This window comes from Microbacterium sp. BWR-S6Y (assembly GCF_041379845.1).
GTDB classification, from domain to species: domain Bacteria; phylum Actinomycetota; class Actinomycetes; order Actinomycetales; family Microbacteriaceae; genus Microbacterium; species Microbacterium hydrothermale.
On sequence record NZ_JBFECV010000006.1, the window covers coordinates 228,487 to 246,777 of the forward strand.

At 70.6% G+C, this 18,291-nt stretch carries 16 protein-coding genes; 11 read left to right on the forward strand and 5 right to left on the reverse strand.

The features are described 5' to 3' along the window. Positions 1 to 54: 54 nt before the first annotated feature. On the reverse strand, positions 55 to 2,151 hold the full coding sequence (locus tag AB1K56_RS14175; protein WP_371206156.1) for an APC family permease: 2,097 nt from the start codon (positions 2,149 to 2,151) through the stop codon (positions 55 to 57). Positions 2,152 to 2,392: 241 nt separating this feature from the next. Here AB1K56_RS14175 and AB1K56_RS14180 point away from each other — a divergent pair, with 241 nt between their 5' ends. Then, entirely contained in the window at positions 2,393 to 3,499 is a 1,107-nt protein-coding gene (locus AB1K56_RS14180; protein WP_371206157.1) for a VanZ family protein, read from the forward strand. A 31-nt stretch (positions 3,500 to 3,530) separates the two neighbouring features. Here the strand turns inward: AB1K56_RS14180 and AB1K56_RS14185 are convergent, their stop codons facing one another. Both AB1K56_RS14185 and AB1K56_RS14190 read right to left on the reverse strand, forming a co-directional pair. Beyond that, positions 3,531 to 4,109, reverse strand: coding sequence for a GNAT family N-acetyltransferase (locus tag AB1K56_RS14185; RefSeq protein WP_371206158.1), 579 nt, complete (start codon positions 4,107 to 4,109; stop codon positions 3,531 to 3,533). A gap of 38 nt (positions 4,110 to 4,147) precedes the next feature. Further along, positions 4,148 to 4,897 (reverse strand): LysM peptidoglycan-binding domain-containing protein, encoded by a 750-nt coding sequence (locus AB1K56_RS14190; protein WP_371206159.1) that lies wholly within the window; start codon positions 4,895 to 4,897, stop codon positions 4,148 to 4,150. 149 nt (positions 4,898 to 5,046) lie between these two features. Here AB1K56_RS14190 and AB1K56_RS14195 point away from each other — a divergent pair, with 149 nt between their 5' ends. The 3 genes from AB1K56_RS14195 (at position 5,047) to AB1K56_RS14205 (ending at position 7,039) form a co-directional block, all read left to right on the forward strand. Continuing rightward, entirely contained in the window at positions 5,047 to 5,637 is a 591-nt protein-coding gene (locus AB1K56_RS14195; protein WP_371206160.1) for a hypothetical protein, read from the forward strand. 65 nt (positions 5,638 to 5,702) lie between these two features. Next, positions 5,703 to 6,452 carry a YcnI family protein gene (locus AB1K56_RS14200; protein WP_371206161.1) on the forward strand — a complete coding sequence of 250 codons (750 nt, stop codon included), beginning with the start codon at positions 5,703 to 5,705 and terminating at the stop codon, positions 6,450 to 6,452. Positions 6,453 to 6,454: 2 nt separating this feature from the next. Continuing rightward, on the forward strand, positions 6,455 to 7,039 hold the full coding sequence (locus AB1K56_RS14205) for a copper resistance protein CopC (protein WP_371206162.1): 585 nt from the start codon (positions 6,455 to 6,457) through the stop codon (positions 7,037 to 7,039). 132 nt (positions 7,040 to 7,171) lie between these two features. Here AB1K56_RS14205 and AB1K56_RS14210 read toward each other — a convergent pair whose 3' ends face one another. Next, a complete protein-coding gene (locus AB1K56_RS14210; protein WP_371206200.1) occupies positions 7,172 to 8,044 on the reverse strand; it encodes a neutral zinc metallopeptidase in 873 nt (290 codons plus the stop codon). 191 nt (positions 8,045 to 8,235) lie between these two features. On the opposite strand from AB1K56_RS14210, the gene AB1K56_RS14215 reads away from it, so the two are divergent. The 3 genes from AB1K56_RS14215 to AB1K56_RS14225 are packed head-to-tail and all read left to right on the forward strand — an operon-like array spanning position 8,236 to position 11,355. Then, entirely contained in the window at positions 8,236 to 9,537 is a 1,302-nt protein-coding gene (locus AB1K56_RS14215) for a sugar ABC transporter substrate-binding protein (protein WP_371206163.1), read from the forward strand. Continuing rightward, the gene (locus AB1K56_RS14220) at positions 9,530 to 10,465 is read left to right on the forward strand and encodes a carbohydrate ABC transporter permease (RefSeq protein WP_371206164.1); all 936 of its coding nucleotides are present in this window, start codon (positions 9,530 to 9,532) and stop codon (positions 10,463 to 10,465) included. Before AB1K56_RS14215 ends, AB1K56_RS14220 begins: the two co-directional genes overlap by 8 nt. Next, complete coding sequence (locus AB1K56_RS14225; RefSeq protein ID WP_371206165.1) at positions 10,462 to 11,355, forward strand: carbohydrate ABC transporter permease; 894 nt, start codon at positions 10,462 to 10,464, stop codon at positions 11,353 to 11,355. The genes AB1K56_RS14220 and AB1K56_RS14225 overlap by 4 nt, the downstream gene beginning before the upstream one ends. Before the next feature lie 112 nt (positions 11,356 to 11,467). Here the strand turns inward: AB1K56_RS14225 and AB1K56_RS14230 are convergent, their stop codons facing one another. Then, the gene (locus AB1K56_RS14230; protein WP_371206166.1) at positions 11,468 to 12,682 is read right to left on the reverse strand and encodes an amidohydrolase; all 1,215 of its coding nucleotides are present in this window, start codon (positions 12,680 to 12,682) and stop codon (positions 11,468 to 11,470) included. Between the two features lie 276 nt (positions 12,683 to 12,958). Here AB1K56_RS14230 and AB1K56_RS14235 point away from each other — a divergent pair, with 276 nt between their 5' ends. The 4 genes from AB1K56_RS14235 (at position 12,959) to AB1K56_RS14250 (ending at position 18,230) form a co-directional block, all read left to right on the forward strand. Beyond that, the gene (locus AB1K56_RS14235; RefSeq protein WP_371206167.1) at positions 12,959 to 14,152 is read left to right on the forward strand and encodes an NAD(P)/FAD-dependent oxidoreductase; all 1,194 of its coding nucleotides are present in this window, start codon (positions 12,959 to 12,961) and stop codon (positions 14,150 to 14,152) included. 131 nt (positions 14,153 to 14,283) lie between these two features. Further along, positions 14,284 to 15,642, forward strand: coding sequence for a septum formation family protein (locus AB1K56_RS14240; RefSeq protein WP_371206168.1), 1,359 nt, complete (start codon positions 14,284 to 14,286; stop codon positions 15,640 to 15,642). 63 nt (positions 15,643 to 15,705) lie between these two features. Next, on the forward strand, positions 15,706 to 16,722 hold the full coding sequence (locus AB1K56_RS14245; RefSeq protein WP_371206169.1) for a LacI family DNA-binding transcriptional regulator: 1,017 nt from the start codon (positions 15,706 to 15,708) through the stop codon (positions 16,720 to 16,722). A 170-nt stretch (positions 16,723 to 16,892) separates the two neighbouring features. Beyond that, positions 16,893 to 18,230 (forward strand): ABC transporter substrate-binding protein, encoded by a 1,338-nt coding sequence (locus AB1K56_RS14250; protein WP_371206170.1) that lies wholly within the window; start codon positions 16,893 to 16,895, stop codon positions 18,228 to 18,230. The last annotated feature ends 61 nt before the right edge of the window (positions 18,231 to 18,291 follow it).

The window sequence follows — 18,291 nt, forward strand, 5'->3', positions numbered from 1 at the left end:
ACCCCGCCGGAAACGCCGAACGCCCCCGCCGGCGGCGGGGGCGTTCGGGACGGCTCAGGATGCCGAGCCGGCGGAGGTCTTCTTCGACCCGCGGTGCGCGGGGACCTCGGCGACGGGCTGACCCCGTCGCTGCTGGCCGGGGAGCGGTCGGGAGCGACGGCCGTAGATGAGCTCGGACGAATCGAGCAGCCACGGCACGAGGGTGATCGACACCCCGTGCACGAGCATGAGCTGCTGCGCGAGGCGGCGCGAGCGCCGGTTGTGCAGGATCGACTCCCACCAGTGCCCGACGATGAACTGCGGCAGGTACACGGTCACGACCGACGAGCCGTGCTTGGCGCGGTAGCTCTTGATGAACGAGGTCACCGGCGAGGTGTAGGTGCGGTACGGCGACTCGATGATGACGAGGGGCACGGGCATGTCGTGCTCCTCCCACTCCTTCTGCAGCTTCGCGGCATCCTCTTCGGTGATGGCCACGTGCACGGCGAGGGTCTTGTCGTGCTTGGCGGCGAGGGCATAGTCGAGGGCCTTCATCACCGGCTTCTGCAGGCGGTTCACGAGCACGATCGCGACGTCGCCCGACGAGCCGAAGTGCACGCTGTCGTCCATCCGAATCTCGTGCTCGACGTCGCGGTAGTAGCGGTTCACGCCGATCATCAGCACCGCGAGGATCGGGATGGCGATGAACACCAGCCACGCGCCGTGCGTGAACTTCGTGATGGTCACGATGACGAGCACGAGCACGGTCATGCCGGCGCCCACCGAGTTGATCCACAGGCCCGAGATGGCCGAGCGGCGCTCGTACGCGGCCGACTGCTGCTTCGCGGCCTCGGGGGGCAGCTCTTTCAGGCCGCTCAGCACGCGACGCCAGTGCTTGACCATGCCGATCTGGCCGAGTGAGAACGACACGAACACGCCGATGATGTAGAGCTGGATCAGCGTGGTGAGGTTCGCCTGGTAGACCACGAGCACGCCGATGGCGACGATGCCGAGGATGATCATGCCGTTCGAGTACACGAGGCGGTCGCCGCGGGTGTTGAGCGCCTTCGGGGCGTAGCCGTCGCGCGCGAGCACCGATCCGAGCAGCGGGAAGCCGTTGAAGGCGGTGTTGGCCGCGAGCAGGAGGACGCACGCGGTGGCCGCCTGGATGATGAAGAACGGGATGCTGCCCATGCCGAAGGTCGCGGCGGCGACCTGGGCCATGAGACTCGGCTGCGGGTTGTTGGCGCAGTCGAAGCCGATGAGGTTGCAGGGGTTCTCGGCGTAGTGCACGCCCGAGATCAGCGCGAGGGCGGTGAGGCCGACGAACAGGATGATGGCGATGCCGCCCATCATCGTCAGCGTCGTCTGAGCGTTGCGGATCTTCGGCATCCGGAACGCGGGCACGCCGTTCGACACCGCCTCGACGCCCGTGAGGGCGGAGCAGCCGCTCGAGAACGCGCGCAGAACGAGCAGAATGAGCGCCGCCTGCGTCAGCGACTCGGCCTGCACCGCGTACTGCGCGCTCGAGGCGACCGGGGCGACGCCGAGCAGCGTGCGGCCCAGTCCGACGACGATCATCACGCCGACCGACCCGATGAAGAGGTAGGTCGGGATCGCGAAGACGCTCGAGGCCTCGCGCACGCCGCGCAGGTTGACGATGACGATGAGGATGACGAAGCCGACCGCGATCTCGACGCGGAACGGATTCAGTTCGGGCAGGGCCGAGATGATGTTGTCGACCCCGGATGCCACCGACACGGCCACCGTGAGCACGTAGTCGACCAGCAGGGCCGCGGCCACCACGACACCGGGCACCTCGCCGAGGTTCTTGCTGGCGACCTCGTAGTCGCCACCGCCCGAGGGGTAGGCCTTGATGAGCTGACGGTAGCTGAGCACCACCACGACCAGCAGCACCACGACGGCCACCGCGACCCACGGGCTGAGGGTCAGGAGGGCCGTTCCGCCGATGAGGAGGATCATCAGCAGCTCCTGCGGGGCGTACGCCACGGAGGAGAGGGCGTCGGAGGCGAAGATGGGCAACGCCATCTTCTTGGGGAGGAGCTGCTCGTCGAGTTTCTCGGAGGTGAGAGGCTCGCCGATCAGGATGCGTTTCGCGATCGGCGTCTCTTCGCCGTCAACGCGACTTTCGTCAGTCACGGCGCGCGACATTACGCGCACTCCGGGCTCTGCGCAATCTGACGCGCACGTCGTTCAGCCTCTGGTCGCTCAGTCGTGATCAACGGGGACGCAGGATGCCGTATTCCCGGCGTCGCCGGTGCGTTCCGTGCGCGGCGTTTCCGGCGGAGCAAGCCGCCGTCGCGCCGATGACGATCCCCTACCGAAGAAGGGCTGCGCGGCTGCTGTGCACAAGGCGACGGAGACGCCCGCGCCGCCCACCTAAGCTCGCGGGGTGCACAACATCCTCGGGTCGGGACTGCTCGCCGTCTTCGCGGGCGCGATCGTCGCGGTGCTCGCGTTCGTGCCCTTCGTCGCGGTCAGCTACCGCCGCCGCGGGGGACTCACCCTCTGGCGCACCGCGCTGTGGGCCGGCGCCGCCGTGTACTTCTGGGCGATCTGGACCTACACGCTCATCCCCCTGCCCGACGGTGATGCCTACCGCTGCGCGGGGGTCAACCTGCGCCCCTTCGAGTTCGTCGACGAGATCCGCGCGGCTGTCGCCGTGTCGGGCCGCTACCTCACCGACCCCGTCGTGCTGCAGGTCGCGCTGAACGTGCTCCTCTTCCTTCCGCTCGGCTTCTTCCTGCGGGTGCTCGGCGGGCGCGGCATCCTGATCGCGGGGGCTGCGGGCCTTCTCATCTCGGGGATCATCGAGACGACGCAGCTCACCGGCGTCTGGGGGCTGTTCCCGTGCGCCTACCGCGTCTTCGACGTCGACGACCTCATCGCCAACACCTCGGGCGCCCTGCTGGGCTCGATCCTCGCGTTCATCGTTCCGGCGCAGCACCGCGGGGTGCGCAAGAGCCCGGATGCCGAGCAGCCCCGCCCGGTGACCCGCCGTCGCCGTCTGCTGGGCATCGTGTGCGACGTGGTGGGCGTGTGGCTCCTCGGCTTCGCCGTCTCGGTGGCCGTGCAGGCCGCGATCGCGCTGACGCTGGGGGATGCCGCCACCTTCGCGACCGACGAGGTGGCCTCGCTCGCGGGGACGGCGGTCTCGGCCGGGGTGTCGCTGGTCGTGATCCTCGCGACCGGGAGATCGATCGGCGACCTGGCCACGCGGGTGCGTTTCACGAACGGCGTGCTGTCGGTGTGGGCGGCGCGTCCGCTGCGGTTCCTCACGGGCGCCGGGGCGTACGCCGTGCTCTCCGCCCTGCCGGCGCCGTGGTCGCTGTCGGCGTTCGTGCTCGCCCTGGCGACCGGGGCGCTCCTCGTCGTCTGGCGCGACGGACGCGGCCTCACCGGGTGGATCGGGCGCCGCCGACTGGTCGACGACCGGTCGGGGGTGGTGAGTCCGTCGGTCGGCGGCTGGTCGGCTGCCCGTGCGGACGAAAAGCGATGACGCGCGGGCCCCTCGATCCCGCCCCCCGGGGTCACACCCCGGCGAACTCCTCCGCGAGCACGCCCATCAGCACCTCGTCGTGGAAGCGTCCGCCGTGGAACGCGATCGCCCGACGCACGCCCTCGCGCACGAAACCCGCCTTCTCGTAGGCGCGGAGGGCTCGCGTGTTGAAGGCCCACACCCGCAGTTCGACCTTGTTCACGCCCAGCTCGTCGAAGGCGTAGCGCAGCATCGTGCGGGTGGCATCCGTTCCGTAGCCCCGGCCGACCGCGTCGGGGCCGAGGATGATCGCGAAGGTCGCCACGCGCGCGGGCAGGCTGCCGCCCCACAGGGTCGCGTGGCCGATGAGGCGTCCGTCTTCGTCGTCGATGCTGAAGCCGGCCCCGCCGGGGGAATCGTTGCGGCTCCAGGCCTGGAACATTTCGCGCACGGATGCCGCGGGCCGATGCTGCACGCCGCCCTGCTGCAGCACCGCCGAGTCGTCGCGACGCCACCAGTCCACGAGCGGGTCGAGATCGGCATCCGTGGTCGCCCGCAGGCGGACGCGTTCGCCGCGCAGGAGGTCGGCGCCGTAGGCGAGGGCGGAGGAGGTGTCGTGGAGGTCGTCCATCCCTCGACCGTAGCCAGTCGCCGACGCCGAAAGGACGGTCACGCGAACATCTGGCGGAGAGCGCGCAGATCCCCCGCGTCGAGGGCTTGGGCGATCACCGCGGCATCCGCAGCCGAGGGGAAGAGGCCCGCCATATCGTCGCGGAAGATCGCGCGCATCGCGTCGAGATCGTCCGCGTGGGCCGCGATTCTCATGGCCTCGACGGCGCGCTGATAGGGGATCTGCTGATAGCCCCCGGGGGCGTCGGGTGGGCTGAAGTACGGGATCCACGGAAGCGACCCGTCGGGCCGCAGGAGCAGCACGTCTCCGGGCTGGATCACGCGCGTGTGGTTGAGGTCGGCGATGCTCAGGGGGTTGGCGATGCAGAAGCGGTCGCCGATCGCGTAGAGGGAGTCACCCGGTTCGACGGTGTAGGTCGTGACGACACCGCCGTCGCCCACTCCCACGGGACCGGCGGCGAGGTCGCGCGGGCCCCGGTCGATCAGGTCGTTGTTCACGCTCGCGCTCATCCTGCCGAGGTGGATCCAGCTCGGGGCGTCGCATCCCTCGGGGTCGTTCCGCGGGATGCTGACGCCGTTGCCCACCTGGACGTAGTCGTCGCCGAGGTCGGTCGGGTCGGTCCCCTCCGCGCCGGATGCCGCGACGTCGGTCGGGGACGGGGAGGGCGCGTCCGCGGCGATCGACGTCAGGTGCGGGAGAGCAGCAGACACGGCGGGAGCGGCGAGGGCGACGAGTCCCGCCACGACGAGGATCGACACCCCGGTCGCGATCGCCGCTTCCTTCTTCATGCGATCACCCTACGGGGGCGCCGAACGGACCGCGGGTCCGATTCGCGCGCGGGCCGCGACCGTGCGCGGGCTCGGGGCCTTTCTCGACGCCTGACCATCGCCCGCACCGATGTCGGTGGGGCCGCCTAGGCTGAAGGAGAAGGAGTCGCATGTCGTCGAGAGCAGGTCGCGCGCAGCGCGTCGGACGCGGAGTCGCCGCGGCCGCTGTGGCGACTTTCATCGCGACCGTCTCGCACGCGTCCGTCGGAGCGCAGTTGCCGCCGGCGATGAACGTCGCCCTCGCACTGTGCCTGGCCGCGCCCGTGTGCGTGCTCCTGGCCGGACGCACGGCGTCGTGGTGGCGGCTCGCGCTCGCGGTGGTGCTCAGCCAGGCGCTGTTCCACGGCATCCTGACCCTCGATCTGAGCGGGAGCGGTGCGGGACCGGTGTCCCACCACGGCGCTGCACCGGTGCTGTGGGATGCGGCCGCCATGGGCCCGACGCACACCGCGCACTCGCCCTGGATGTGGGTCGCGCACGCCGTCGCTGCGGCCGTGACGATCCTCGCGCTCGGCCGCGGGGAGCGCGCCGTCCGCGCGATCGCACGTTTCGTGGTCGCGGCGCTGGCGGTCCTGCGTCCGTTCCGGGGGCTCGCCGCGCGAACGGATGCCGTTCGCCCGGCCCCCGAGGCTCCTCTTCTGACGAGGGCGATGACGGTGTTGTCGCCGATGAGGCATCGGGGTCCGCCGCGCGCGGCGTGATCCTCGACACCCTCATCTTCGGCGCATCCGTCTGATCGGTGCGCCCTGTTCAGAAAGCAGCATCCATGTCTCGCAAGACCACTCTTCGTCGTGCCCTCGTGGGCCTCGCCGCCGGCGCCGTGCTCGCCATCGGCGCCCCCCTGGCGGCCTCCGCTCACGTGACCGTCAACCCGAACACGGCGACACCCGGCAGCTACGCCACGGTGAACTTCCGCGTTCCGACCGAGTCCGAGACGGCATCCACCGTCAAGGTCGAGGTCTCCCTGCCCACCGACACCCCGCTCAGCTCGGTGCTCGTCGAGCCCGTGCCGGGGTGGACGGCCACGGTCGAGAAGGGCGCCTTGCCGGCACCCGTCGAGGTCGACGGCAACACCATTTCCGACGCCGCCCTCAAGATCGTCTGGCAGGCCGACCCGGGAGTCGGGATCGGTCAGGACCAGTTCCAGATCTTCTCGGCCGTGCTCGGACCGGTGCCCGACACCGGGCACCTTTTGCTGCCGGCGACCCAGACCTACTCCGACGGCGAGGTCGTCGACTGGGCGGCGACGCCCGATCAGGTCGCGGCCGACGACACGCTCGAGCCCGCACCGGTTCTCTACATCAACGACACCCCGCCGACCGCGGAGCACAGCCACGGCTCGACCGCGACGACCACCGCATCCGGAATGGACGACCACTCGAGCGAGGCGAGCGCCGCGACGAGCGACTCCTCCTCGGGCGTCGCTCTGGGTCTGAGCATCGCCGCGCTGGTCGTCGCGGCCGCCGGCGCCGTGCTGGGCGCCCTCGCGTTCGCCCGTCGTCCGAAGCGCGTCTGAGCGTGCGCTCCCGCAACGCGCTGCGCCGCGTTCTCGCCGGGGCGGCGGTGATCGCTGCGGCGATGACCGCCGCCCTGGGCGGGGCCACCGCGGCCTCGGCGCACGACAGCCTCGTCTCGTCGTCTCCCGCGGAGGGCGACGCCGTCTCGACCCTGTCGCAGGTCACCCTCGACTTCAGCGCCAACCTGCTCGGCGCCGACGGCGGCAACGTCGTGATCGTGGTCGGTCCCGACGGACGCCACTACGAGAGCGCCTGCACGGAGCTCGCCGGTCCCACCCTCACCACCGAGGTCGCCCTCGGCGCGCCCGGCGCCTACCAGGTCGAGTGGCGCGCCGTCTCCTCCGACGGGCACCCGGTCTCGGGCGTCATCCCATTCACGTACACGGGCGAGAGCACGTCCGCCGGAGCGGAGCAGTCGCCGTGCGCCTCGGCCGTGGGCGCCGGAGAGGCCGCTCCCGCGAGCGACGCCCCCGCCGCCGGTGGGATGTCGGGTCTGACCATCGGACTGCTCGCGGGCGGCGGCGCGGTCGTCATCGTCGGCATCCTGATCGTCATCATCCTGCGCACGCGCAGCCGCGAGGACTGACCCGCTCCGGGTCCTCCGGGCCGGTCGTCGTGCGCGGCGGGATCCCGGAGGGCCGGCTTTCAGGCCCGGATGCCAGCATGCCGGGGCCGCAGTCCGCCGGACGGTCCGCGACCCAGCGCGGGACGCCCCCGCCTACAGGCTCGAGCCCGCGATCGAGAAGGTGTCGCAGGCGTTCACGCCGCCCTGGCGCCCGGCGTCGAACCACCGGGTCCGCTGCTCGCTCGAGCCGTGCGTGAAGCTCTCGGGGTTGGTGACCTGGCCCGCCTCGGCCTGGATGTGGTCGTCGCCCACCGCGGCCGCCGCCGCGAGGGCGTCGCTGATCTGCTGGTCGGTCGGGGGCTGCAGGTAGGGCGTGCCGTTCTCGTCGACCTGTTCGCCGGCCGCGGCGACCCAGGCGCCGGCGTAGCAGTCGGCCTGCAGCTCGGTGCGCACGCCGTTGCTGTCGGGCCCGGTTCCGTTGTTCGGATACTCCTGCATCACCCCGGTCAGGTTCTGCACGTGATGCCCGTACTCGTGCGCGAGCACGTAGAGCTGGGCGAGGGGGCCCGCGGTGGTGTCGTACTGCTCCCGCAGGATCGAGAAGAACGTGGGGTCGACGTACACGGTCTCATCCGGCGGGCAGTAGAACGGGCCGGTGGCGTTGGACGCCGTTCCGCACGCGCTCGAGGTCGCCTGGTCGACGATGATCAGCTGCGGTTCGCGATACCCGTCGAGGCGCTCCTGCCAGAACTGGTCGATGCTGAGGGTCGCCGCGGCGAGGCGGCAGGTGTCGTCGTTGTTGGCATCCTGTCCCGTCGAACAGTTCGCGATGGCTTCGCCGCCGCTCTGCGGGGCCGCGGGCGCCCCACCGCTGAGCAGTCCGGTCAGATCGGTGCCGGTGAAGGCCGAGATGAGCAACACCACGATCGCGCCGAGACCCACCGCGCCGCCGCCGACGGCCGCGACCGTCCCACCGCGCCGCTTGGCCGTGTTGCCGCCCACACGGGCGTTGTCGTTGAAGGTCACGACGGTCACGGTACGCGCGGATGCCGCGGCGGCCACAGGGCTGGACTTCTCGCCGTCGAGCGGTGCGTACAGCACTTCGCCGATTCCGCAACCCCCGGATGCCCGCCGGTCGTGAGCGTACCGTCGCCCGCGAGTAGCAGCGCAGCCCCGGCGTCCGCTCCTCGTTGTGCAACCAACGATCGGAGTTCGTCATGACCGTCACCCGCCGTACCTTCCTCGCCGGATCGGGCGCCCTCGCGCTGCCGCTCCTGCTCGCCGGATGCGGCTTCGTGCAGACCGCACCCGCCGAGAAACGGCAGGGCACGCTGACCTTCACCACGTGGGGGACGGATGCCGAGCTGGCCGGCTTCCGCGCCGCGATCGCCGCGTTCGAGGCGGCCAACGAGGGCGCGACCGTCGAGCTCAACGCCGTGCCGTACGAGCAGATGTTCACGAACATCGACGCGCAGCTGCAGGCGGGCAATCCGCCCGACATCTTCCGCGTGCCGTACTACACGTTCGGCGCGTACGCCGGTCGCGGCCAGCTGCTCGACCTGAAGCCGCTGCTGTCGGCCGACCGCCAGGCGCAGTTCACGCCGCAGGCGTGGGCCGCGGTGCAGAACGGCGACGGCACGTTCGGTCTGCCGCACCACACCGACACCTCGGCGATCCTCGTCAACCTCGACCTGTTCCGTCAGGCGGGAATCGACGCGTCCGAGATCCCCACCTCGGCCGACCAGGCGTGGACGTGGGAGCAGCTCGACGCCCTCGGCGCCCGGCTGCGCGCGGGCCTGCCCGCCGATCGCTGGCCGTGGGCCTACAACTGGCAGGGCAACGGCGTCACGCGTTGGCTCAGCCTGCTCTTCCAGTCCGACGGGGCCTTCCTGGAGTCCGACCAGAAGACACCGGCGATCGACTCCGACGCGGCGCGCGAGGCGGTGGCGTTCTCGAGCTCGTTCTTCACGAAGAACTACGTGCCCGCCAACAACACGATCGCCTCGTCGAGCTACGCGGCGGAGTCCTGGTTCTCGCAGTCGGTGGCGATGGTGTGGTCGGGGGCTTTTCAGATCCCGGATGCCGACACCACGGCCGACTTCGAGTGGACGGCGACCTACGCCCCGCGCAACGTTCGTGCGGGCAGCGACTTCGGCGGCAACGCGCTCGTGGCGACCGCGAACACGCAGCAGCCCGAGCTCGCGGCATCCTTCCTCGAGTTCGTCACCGACGCCGGACCCATGCGCGACTTCTGCCGGGCGGCGTCGCTGCTCCCAACCCGCGCCGACCTGCTCAACGATCAGCTCACCTTCGACGTGCGTCCCGAACTGGCTCCCGTCTTCGCCGGCCAAGCGGCTCTCGTGCAGCCGCAGGACGTCGCACAGGTAGCGAGCCCCTCGATGTCGGGGATCATCCCCGTGCTGAAGCAGCAGCTCGACCTGGCCTTCACCGGAGCGCAGGATGCCGCGACGACGGTGACCACCATGAGCTCGGGCATCCGGGCGGCCACCGGTGGCTGACACCCTCGCCGCCCCGCGGGGCGCCCTGCGGGAGCGGGCGCGCTCGCCGCGACGGCCGGGCGCTCGGCGGGAGGCGCTCGCCGCGTACGGCTTCATCGCGCCGAGCTACGTGCTGCTGCTGGTCTTCGTGCTCGTCCCGCTGGTCGGCGCCTTCGCGGTCAGTCTGCAGCGCACCGACGGCTTCGGCGACGGCACCTTCGCCGGTCTCGACAACTACGCCCGTCTCGCGGGCGACCCGCTGTTCTGGCGCGCGCTCGGCAACACGGTGCTGTTCACCGTGCTGGTCACGCCGCTGTCGATGCTGCTCGGCCTCGTCGCGGCGACGCTGCTGAACACGGCCCTGCCCGCCCGGCCGCTGTGGCGGTCGCTGCTGATCCTGCCGATGGCGGTGTCGGGGGTGGCCACGGCCCTCATCGGGGTGCTCGTGTTCGATCAGAACTCCGGCATCCTGAACCGGCTCCTCACCGCGGTCGGGCTCTCGCCCGTCACCTGGCAGTCCGATCCCGTCCCGGCGTTCGCGACGATCGTGCTGGCGACGGTGTGGTGGCGCACGGGATTCAACATGCTGATCTACCTCGCGGGGCTCCAGGGCATCGGGCCCGACCTGTACGAGGCGGCGACGCTCGACGGGGCGAACCGGCTGCAGCGGTTCCGCAACGTGACGGTGCCCCTGCTGGGGCCGACGTCGTTCTTCCTCGTCGTGCTGAACGTGATCTTCTCGTTCCAGGTCTTCGACATCGTCTTCGTGCTCACCGGCGGCGGACCGGGAGGGGCGACGAGCGTGCTCGTCACCTACGCCTACGAGACGGGGTTCGTCACGCGCGATCAGGGCTACGCGGCCGCGATCGGCATGGTGCTGTTCGTCTTCGCCCTCGTCTTCGCCGCCGCGCAGTACCGGGCCAGCCGCACGAAGGACGTGGTCGAATGAGCGTCGACGAGCGGGTGGCATCCGCTTCTCCCGTGGCCCCGCCGACCGCCCCGCCGGCCCGTCGTCGCCGACCCCGGCGCGGGGATGTCGTGGTGCGCACGGTCCTCGTCGCCGTGATCGGCGTGGCCGCCGTCTCGCCGCTGTACTGGATGCTCGCCGTCGCCTTCTCGTCGCGCGCCGAACTGCTCGGCGGCCGCGAGCTGCGCCTGTGGCCGCGGGAGGTGACGCTCGAGAACTTGGAGCGGGTGTTCTCGTCGTTCCCGGTGGCGACGTGGTTCGGCAACTCGGTCGCGATAGCCGTCGTGGTCACCCTCATCTCGGTGACGACGAGCCTGCTCGCGGGGTACGCCTTCGCGCAGTTGCGGTTCCGCGGGTCGACGGCGCTGTTCTTCGTGGCGCTGGCGACTCTGGTGCTGCCGGTGCAGGTGATCATGGTCTCGCTGTTCCGCATCGTGACGATGACGGGGCTCTACGGCACGTACTGGGCGGTGATCCTGCCGGTGTCGGCCTCGGCGTTCGGGCTGTTCCTGGCGCGGCAGTTCATGCTCGGCATCCCGCGAGAGCTCATCGAGGCGGCCCGCCTCGACGGAGCGGGACACCTGCAGACCTTCACGCGCGTGGTGCTGCCGCTGTCGAAGCCGTTGATCGCGGTGCTCGTCTTCATGAGCTTGCTGTCGTCGTGGAACGACTTCGCCTGGCCCCTGATCGCGCTGCGCGAGAATCGCCTGTTCACCCTGCCGATCGGCCTGTTGTACCTGCAGGGGCAGTTCGGCAGTGACTACGGCGCGACGATGGCGTACGCGCTGCTGAACGTCGTCCCGATCGCGATCGTCTTCCTGGTGTTCCAGCGGTACTTCGTGGCGGGCTTCGCGCGCAGCGGCATCAAGTGAGCAGTCGAGCGTCCAGGACACGCCGCATCGCGTGAGGTCCCTGCGGCGTGTCCTGGACACTCGACGGGTAGCGGGACCTCGCGCGACGGTGGGGCGGGAGCTGGGGGCGGTCTCAGTCCAGGAACTCGCGGGCCGCGACGACCAGGTTCTCGACTCCGCGGTCGATCGTCGGCTGCATGACCGGTGCGAAGAACGGCGAGTGGTTGGTGGGGATGTCGCGCTCGATCGTGCCGCCCGCCAGTGCGTCCGCGAAGGTCTGCGGGTCGACCCCGCCCCAGAACCAGAACACCAGCGGGGCACCCGACTCGCGGGCGAACCACGACACGTCCTCGCTGCCGGTGAACATGCCCGGGTCGACGACGCCGGCCTCTCCGAACGCCCGTCGGAACGCGGCCGTCAGGCGGGAGGTGGCATCCGGGTCGTTGATGGTCGGGGGGAGCGAGTGATCGGTGGTGATCGTGGGCTCCTTCTCGGCTCCGGATGCCGCCGCCTCGGCGCGCACGATCCGCTCGACCTTCGCCATCACGCGCTCGCGCGCCGCGTCGTCGGGGTAGCGCAGGCTCAGTTCGAGCTTCGCCTCGGCCGGGATGATGTTGTTCTTCAGCCCCGCGTGGATCGAGCCGACCGTGACGACGGCGACGTCGCGCGGGTCGACCTCGCGCGAGACGACGGTCTGCAGGCGCATGACGGTGGCCGCGGCCATGACGACCGGGTCGATCGTCGAGTGCGGGCGCGAGCCGTGACCGCCGCGGCCGTGCAGCAGCACGGTGAGACCGTCGGATGCCGCCATCTGCGTTCCCGGGCGCACGCCGATGACGCCCGCGGGAAGAGGCGTGACGTGCTGGCCGAGCACGATGTCGGGCTTCGGGTAGCGATCGAGCACCCCGTCGGCGATCATCGCCTGCGAGCCCGCGCCGTACTCCTCGGCCGGCTGGAACACGGCCACGACGGTGCCCGACCATTCGTCGGTCGTCGCGACGAGCCGCTCGAGCGCGCCGATGAGTGCGGTGACGTGCATGTCGTGGCCGCACGCGTGCATGACGGGCACGGCGTTGCCGGCGGGGTCGGTGCCGCGGGCGGTGCTGGCGTAGGCGAGCCCGGTCTGCTCTTCGACGGGCAGGCCGTCCATGTCGGCGCGCAGCCACACGACCGGACCGGGGCCGTTGTCGATCCTCGTGACCACGCCGGTGCGTCCGACGCCCTCTTCGACCGGGAGGCCGAGATCGGCGAGGTGCCGCGCGATGACGCCCGCCGTGCGCGTCTCTTGGAACGACAGCTCCGGGTGGGTGTGCAGGTCGGTGTAGAGGCTTTCGAGGTCGACGCTCATGGATCGAGCCTAGTTCGCGCCCCCGACTTCGACACGGGTTCGTCGCGGCGAGCGGTCGTCTGCCGCGGCGTCGCCGTCGCGGTGCAGCGGCGGGACCCTGGCGCACAACGCAGGAGATCCGCTGCCGGGCCGCGACGCCGCCACGTCGCCGCGGGTGCTGCCGCCGGAAACTCCTGCGTTGCGCTCGGGCGCGGCCGCCGCCTCCACCCGTTACCCGATGCCGCGCACCCCCGCAACCCGCCCGATCCGGTCAGGCGGGGCGGGGAGGCTGTGCGCATGACCACGACACACTTCGACTACCTCATCGTCGGCGGCGGGATGGTCGCCGACACTGCCGCGCGCGGCATTCGCGAGATCGACACGGACGGGTCCATCGGCATCCTGAGCGACGACGTCGACGAGCCGTACACGCGCCCCGCCCTCAGCAAGAAGCTCTGGACCGACGACGAGTTCACGTGGGAGAAGGTACCGCTGGGCACCGCCGCCGACACCGGAGCCGATGTGCGGCTGCGTACGCGCGCCTCGGCGATCCGTCCCGACGCGCACGAGGTGGATGCCGCGGGCGAGACCTTCTCGTACGGAAAGCTCCTCATCGCCACCGGCGGAAAGCCCGTTCCGCTTCCGATCGACGACCGTTCCGACGGGGCCCGCGCGCTGTCGTTCCGCACCGCCGAGGACTACCGCGCGCTGCGCGCCCTGGCGGGCGAGGTCGAGCGCATCGCGGTCGTCGGCGGCGGCTACATCGGCTCCGAGCTGGCCGCGGCCCTCGTGCAGAACGGTGTCGACACGGTACTCGTGCACACCGGCGCGGTGCTCGGCGACGCGGTTTTCCCGGCCGCCCTGGCGGAGCGCTTCGAGAAGCTCTTCCGCGACGCGGGCGTCGAGATCGTCGCGGGGTCGAAGGTCACGGGGGGAGAGGTGGATGCCACGGGCGCCCGCCTCGAACTCGAGAACGGCGACGAGGTGCGCGCCGACGCCGTGGTCAGCGGACTCGGCATCGAGGTCGCGGCCGACCTGGCCGACGACGCCGGACTAGCGGTGGACGACGGGGTCGTCGTCGACGCGCAGCTGCGCGCCTCGGTCGACGACGTGTACGCCGCGGGCGACGTCGCCAGCTACCCGGACCGTCTGCTCGGGCGTCGTCGCGTGGAGCACGTCGACAACGCGAACGAGCAGGGCAAGACGGCGGGGCGCAACCTCGCGGGCGCCGCCGAGCCGTACACGCACACGCCCTATTACTACTCCGCGGTCTTCGGCATCCGGTACGAGGCGGTCGGAACCCTCGACTCCTCGCTCGAGACCGTCGAGGACTGGATCGACGCCGACCACGGCGTCGTCTACTACCTCGACGACGACCGGGTCGTCGGCGTTCTGCTGTGGAACGTCGAGGAGGCTCGGGATGCCGCCTGCGCGGTGCTCGCGGAGGCCGACACACTCACGCGCGACGACCTGGTCGGCCGCATCCGCTGACGCGACGGCCCTCCCGTCCGGAGCCTTTACGCCCCGGCGGGAGGGCGGTCGGGCGGTGTCGCGTCGGCCACCTCGGGACTAGCCTGGACGCGCGCTGTGCGTCTCATGGCGCGAGATACCCGGGAGCATCCATGGCCACCGCAGAACTGCGCCTCACCCTGCCCGTCGACCGTGCGCGCGAAGCCGTCGCGGCGGCGCTGACCGAACAGGGCTTCGCGGTCCAGACCACGGCCGGAGGCTCGCTCGACGTGTCGCGCGGCAGCTTCGGCACAACGCTCGTCGCGGGCGCTTTCGCCGGGCAGGACATGCACGTGCGGTTCGACGTGCACCTCACCGAGACCGCCGAGGGCGCCCTCGCGTCGTTCGAGCACTCGGCGGTCGGCGGATTCTTCAAGGGCGGGGCGATCGGAGCGGCGGAGGCGGGCGATGTGGTCCGCGAGGCCGCGCACCTCGCCGGAGCCCGCCTCGCCTCCCAGGGGGTGATCGCCGGCGGTGTCGCGGGTGATTCGGCGGCCGCGTCGCCCGCTCCGGCGTACGGGGACGCCGTGCCCCCGGTCGCCGGCGACGCGGAAGCGGGCGCGACCCCGCCCGGCGCCCCCGGTGCCCCGGCGTGGCCCGCCCCGTCCGTCCCCCTCGACGGCGTCTCCGACGTGCCCGCGGCTCCCGCTCCGCCGACCTCCGGGGCCCCGGCGGTGACGCCGAGCGGCTACCCCGGCTATCCGGGGGCGGCCCCGGCGGGCGCGCCCTCCGCGCCGACGGCCCCGTACGGCTACGGCCAGACGCCGTACGCCCCCGGCCCCGGCGCGGGCGCGGGCCCCGCGGCATCCGGTCGCACGAACGGCGTGGCGATCGCCGCGATCATCATGGGCTTCGTCCTGCCGCTCGGCGGGATCATCGCCGGCGCCGTCGCCCTCGCGCAGATCAAGCGCACCGGGGAGAAGGGACGCGGTCTCGCCATCGGCGGCATCGTCGCCGGCGCGGTCATCGGGGTGCTCTCGATCATCGCGATCGTCGGTCTGGTGTTCTTCGCGCTCGTGGGCGCGGGCGTCGCTTCGTCGTCGTCCGACCCGTTCGGCCTGCCCGAGGAGCCCGACGGGGGATCCGTGACGATCGGACCGGGTGAGCAGGCCCCGAGCGACGCGTACACGCTGCCGGTCGGAGCGTGCCTCGACGACGTCCCGAGCGGCGTCATCTCGCCCTCCAACCTCGTCGACTGCGCGCAGCCGCACACCTACGAGGTCTTCGGCAGCTTCTTCCTCTCCGACGGGGCCTTCCCGGGCGACGACGCGATCGAGTCCTCGGCGTACGAGGGATGCGACGCGGTCTACCCCGACTACGTCGGCATCCCGTGGGAGCAGTCGACGCTCGCGTACTACTACGTCTCGCCGTCGGAGGAGACGTGGGCCGAGGGCGACCGCGAGATCTCCTGCCTGCTGTACGACCCCGACACCGACCAGACGACCGGATCGCTGCGGGGCGCTGCTCGCTGAGATCGTCGAGGCGTGCGATGAGCTGCGGTGTACAACGTTGTACCCTGAGCGCATGGAGATCCGATGACGGCCACGCTGCATGATGTCGCGCGGCTGGCCTCGGTGTCGATCAAGACCGTTTCGAACGTCATCAACGACCGTCCGAACATCCGGCCGGCCACACGTGAACGGGTAGAGCGGGCCATCGCCGAGCTGGGCTACACGCCCAACCTGACCGCGCGGAACCTCCGCAGCGGACGAACGGGCGCCATCGCCCTCGCCGTGCCCGACCTGGCCCTGAGTTACTTCGCGGAGCTCGCCGCGATCGTCATCGCCGAGGCGGAGCGGCGGGGGGTGGTCGTGCTCGTCGAGCAGACCGGGGGAGACCGCGAGCGTGAGATCGAGTTGCTTCGCTCGCCGCGGCTCAAGCTGACCGACGGGCTCATCTTCAGCCCCCTCGGAATGGGGCAGGATGACGTCGACCGGCTCGAAGTGCCGTATCCCCTGGTGCTCTTGGGTGAGCGCATCTTCGACGGCCCGACCGATCACGTGACGATGCGCAACGTCGACGCCGCGCGGGACGCGACTCGATTCCTGCTACGCAACGGGCGACGGCGCATCGCCCTCGTGGGTGCCCATGACGGGGAGGTCATCGGCTCGGCAGGACTTCGCCTGAGGGGGTATCGCGAGGCGCTCGACGAGGCGGGGGTCGCCTACGACGACGACATCGTCGGGTACACGACCATGTGGCATCGCGCGAACGGTGCCGATTCGATGCGGGAGCTACTGGGCCGAGCCGTGGACTTCGACGCCGTTCTCGGACTGAACGACACGCTCGCACTGGGGGCCATGAGGGCCCTGCAGGAGGCGGGACGACTCGTGCCCGACGATGTGTGGGTGGTGGGCTTCGACGACCTCGACGAGGCGAAATACTCGATCCCCTCGCTCACAACCATCGACCCGGGCCAGGAGTGGATCGCGCGCACGGCGGTCGAGACGCTCCTTGCGCGCATCGCCGACGCCACAGCGGCGCCCGATCCGCACCTCGTCCTCGCCGAGTATCGCCTGGTCGTGCGCGAATCGGCGCCCGGCGCGAACTGACGCGTTCTCGCGGCGCTTGACACGTCGTCCCCTGGGCGGCATCATTCGATTTACAACGTTTACTTCCAACGTTGTAAATCGTGCAGAGCGGCACTTCCACGGCGCCGGGCTGCGCCGATCCATCTCCGAGAGACACCGGTGTTTCGCACCGCGAGAGGAATACACAGCCCATGAAGAAGAAGGTCTTCGCCGGTCTCGGCGTCGTCGCCGTCACCGTGGCTGCACTGACCGGGTGCAGCTCGTCGTCCGAGTCCGCCGCAGCCTCGTGCACCAACGAGATCCTCAAGCCGGATGCCACCCAGGTGAGCGTCTGGGCGTGGTACCCGGCCTTCGAGCAGGTCGTCGACCTGTTCAACCAGAACCATGATGACGTGCAGATCTGCTGGACGAACGCCGGACAGGGCAATGACGAGTACACGAAGTTCTCGACGTCGATCGAGTCGGGCTTAGGAGCTCCCGACGTGATCATGCTCGAGGCCGAGGTGCTCTCGAGTTTCTCGATCCGCGACGCGCTCGTCGACCTGTCGGCGTACGGCGCGGGCGACGTCAAAGCCGACTACACCGATGGGGCGTGGAAAGACGTCTCCAGTGGCGACGCGGTCTACGCGATCCCGGTCGACGGTGGCCCGATGGGCATGCTCTACCGCCAGGACATTCTCGACCAGTACGGCATCGCCGCTCCCACGACGTGGACCGAGTTCGCCGACGCCGCGCAGAAGCTCAAGGATGCCGGAGCCCCCGGAGTCCTGGCGAACTTCCCGCCGAACGGGCGCGCCTTCACGCAGGCGCTGTTCGCTCAGGCCGGCTCGAAGCCGTTCACCTACGACAACGCCGCTCCCACCGACATCGGCATCGACGTCAACGACCAGGGCGCGAAGGACGTGCTCGAGTACTGGCAGGGCCTGACGTCCAAGGGCCTCGTCGCCACCGACGAAGCGTTCACCGCCGATTACAACACCAAGCTGGTCGACGGTACGTACGCGATCTACGTCGCGGCGGCGTGGGGTCCCGGCTATCTGCAGGGTCTCGAGGGTACCGACGACAGCGCGAAGTGGCGCGCGGCGCCCATTCCGCAGTGGGACGCCGCCAACCCCGTGCAGGTCAACTGGGGCGGCTCGACCTTCGCGGTCACGAGCCAGGCGAGGGATAAGGAGGCGGCCGCGACCGTCGCGAAGGAGGTCTTCGGCACTGAAGAGGCGTGGAAGATCGGCATCGAGGAGGCCGCGCTGTTCCCCCTCTGGAAGCCCATCCTCGACTCGGACTACTTCCGCGACCTCGAATCGCCGTTCTTCGGGGGTCAGCAGATCAACAAGGAGGTCTTCCTGCCGGCGGCCGCGGGGTACAGCGGCTTCACCTTCAGCCCCTTCCAGAACTACGCCTACGACCAGCTCCAGCAGCAGGTCACAGCCGTGACGGTCGACGGTTCGAAGGACGCGGCGACCGCGTTGGACGACCTCCAGTCGACCCTTGAGCAGTACGCCACCGAACAGGGCTTCACGATCAAGTGAGTCCGAAGTGGGCCGGCCCACGGGTCGGCCCACCGCCCGCTCTTGCCTCTCGCCCTGACCT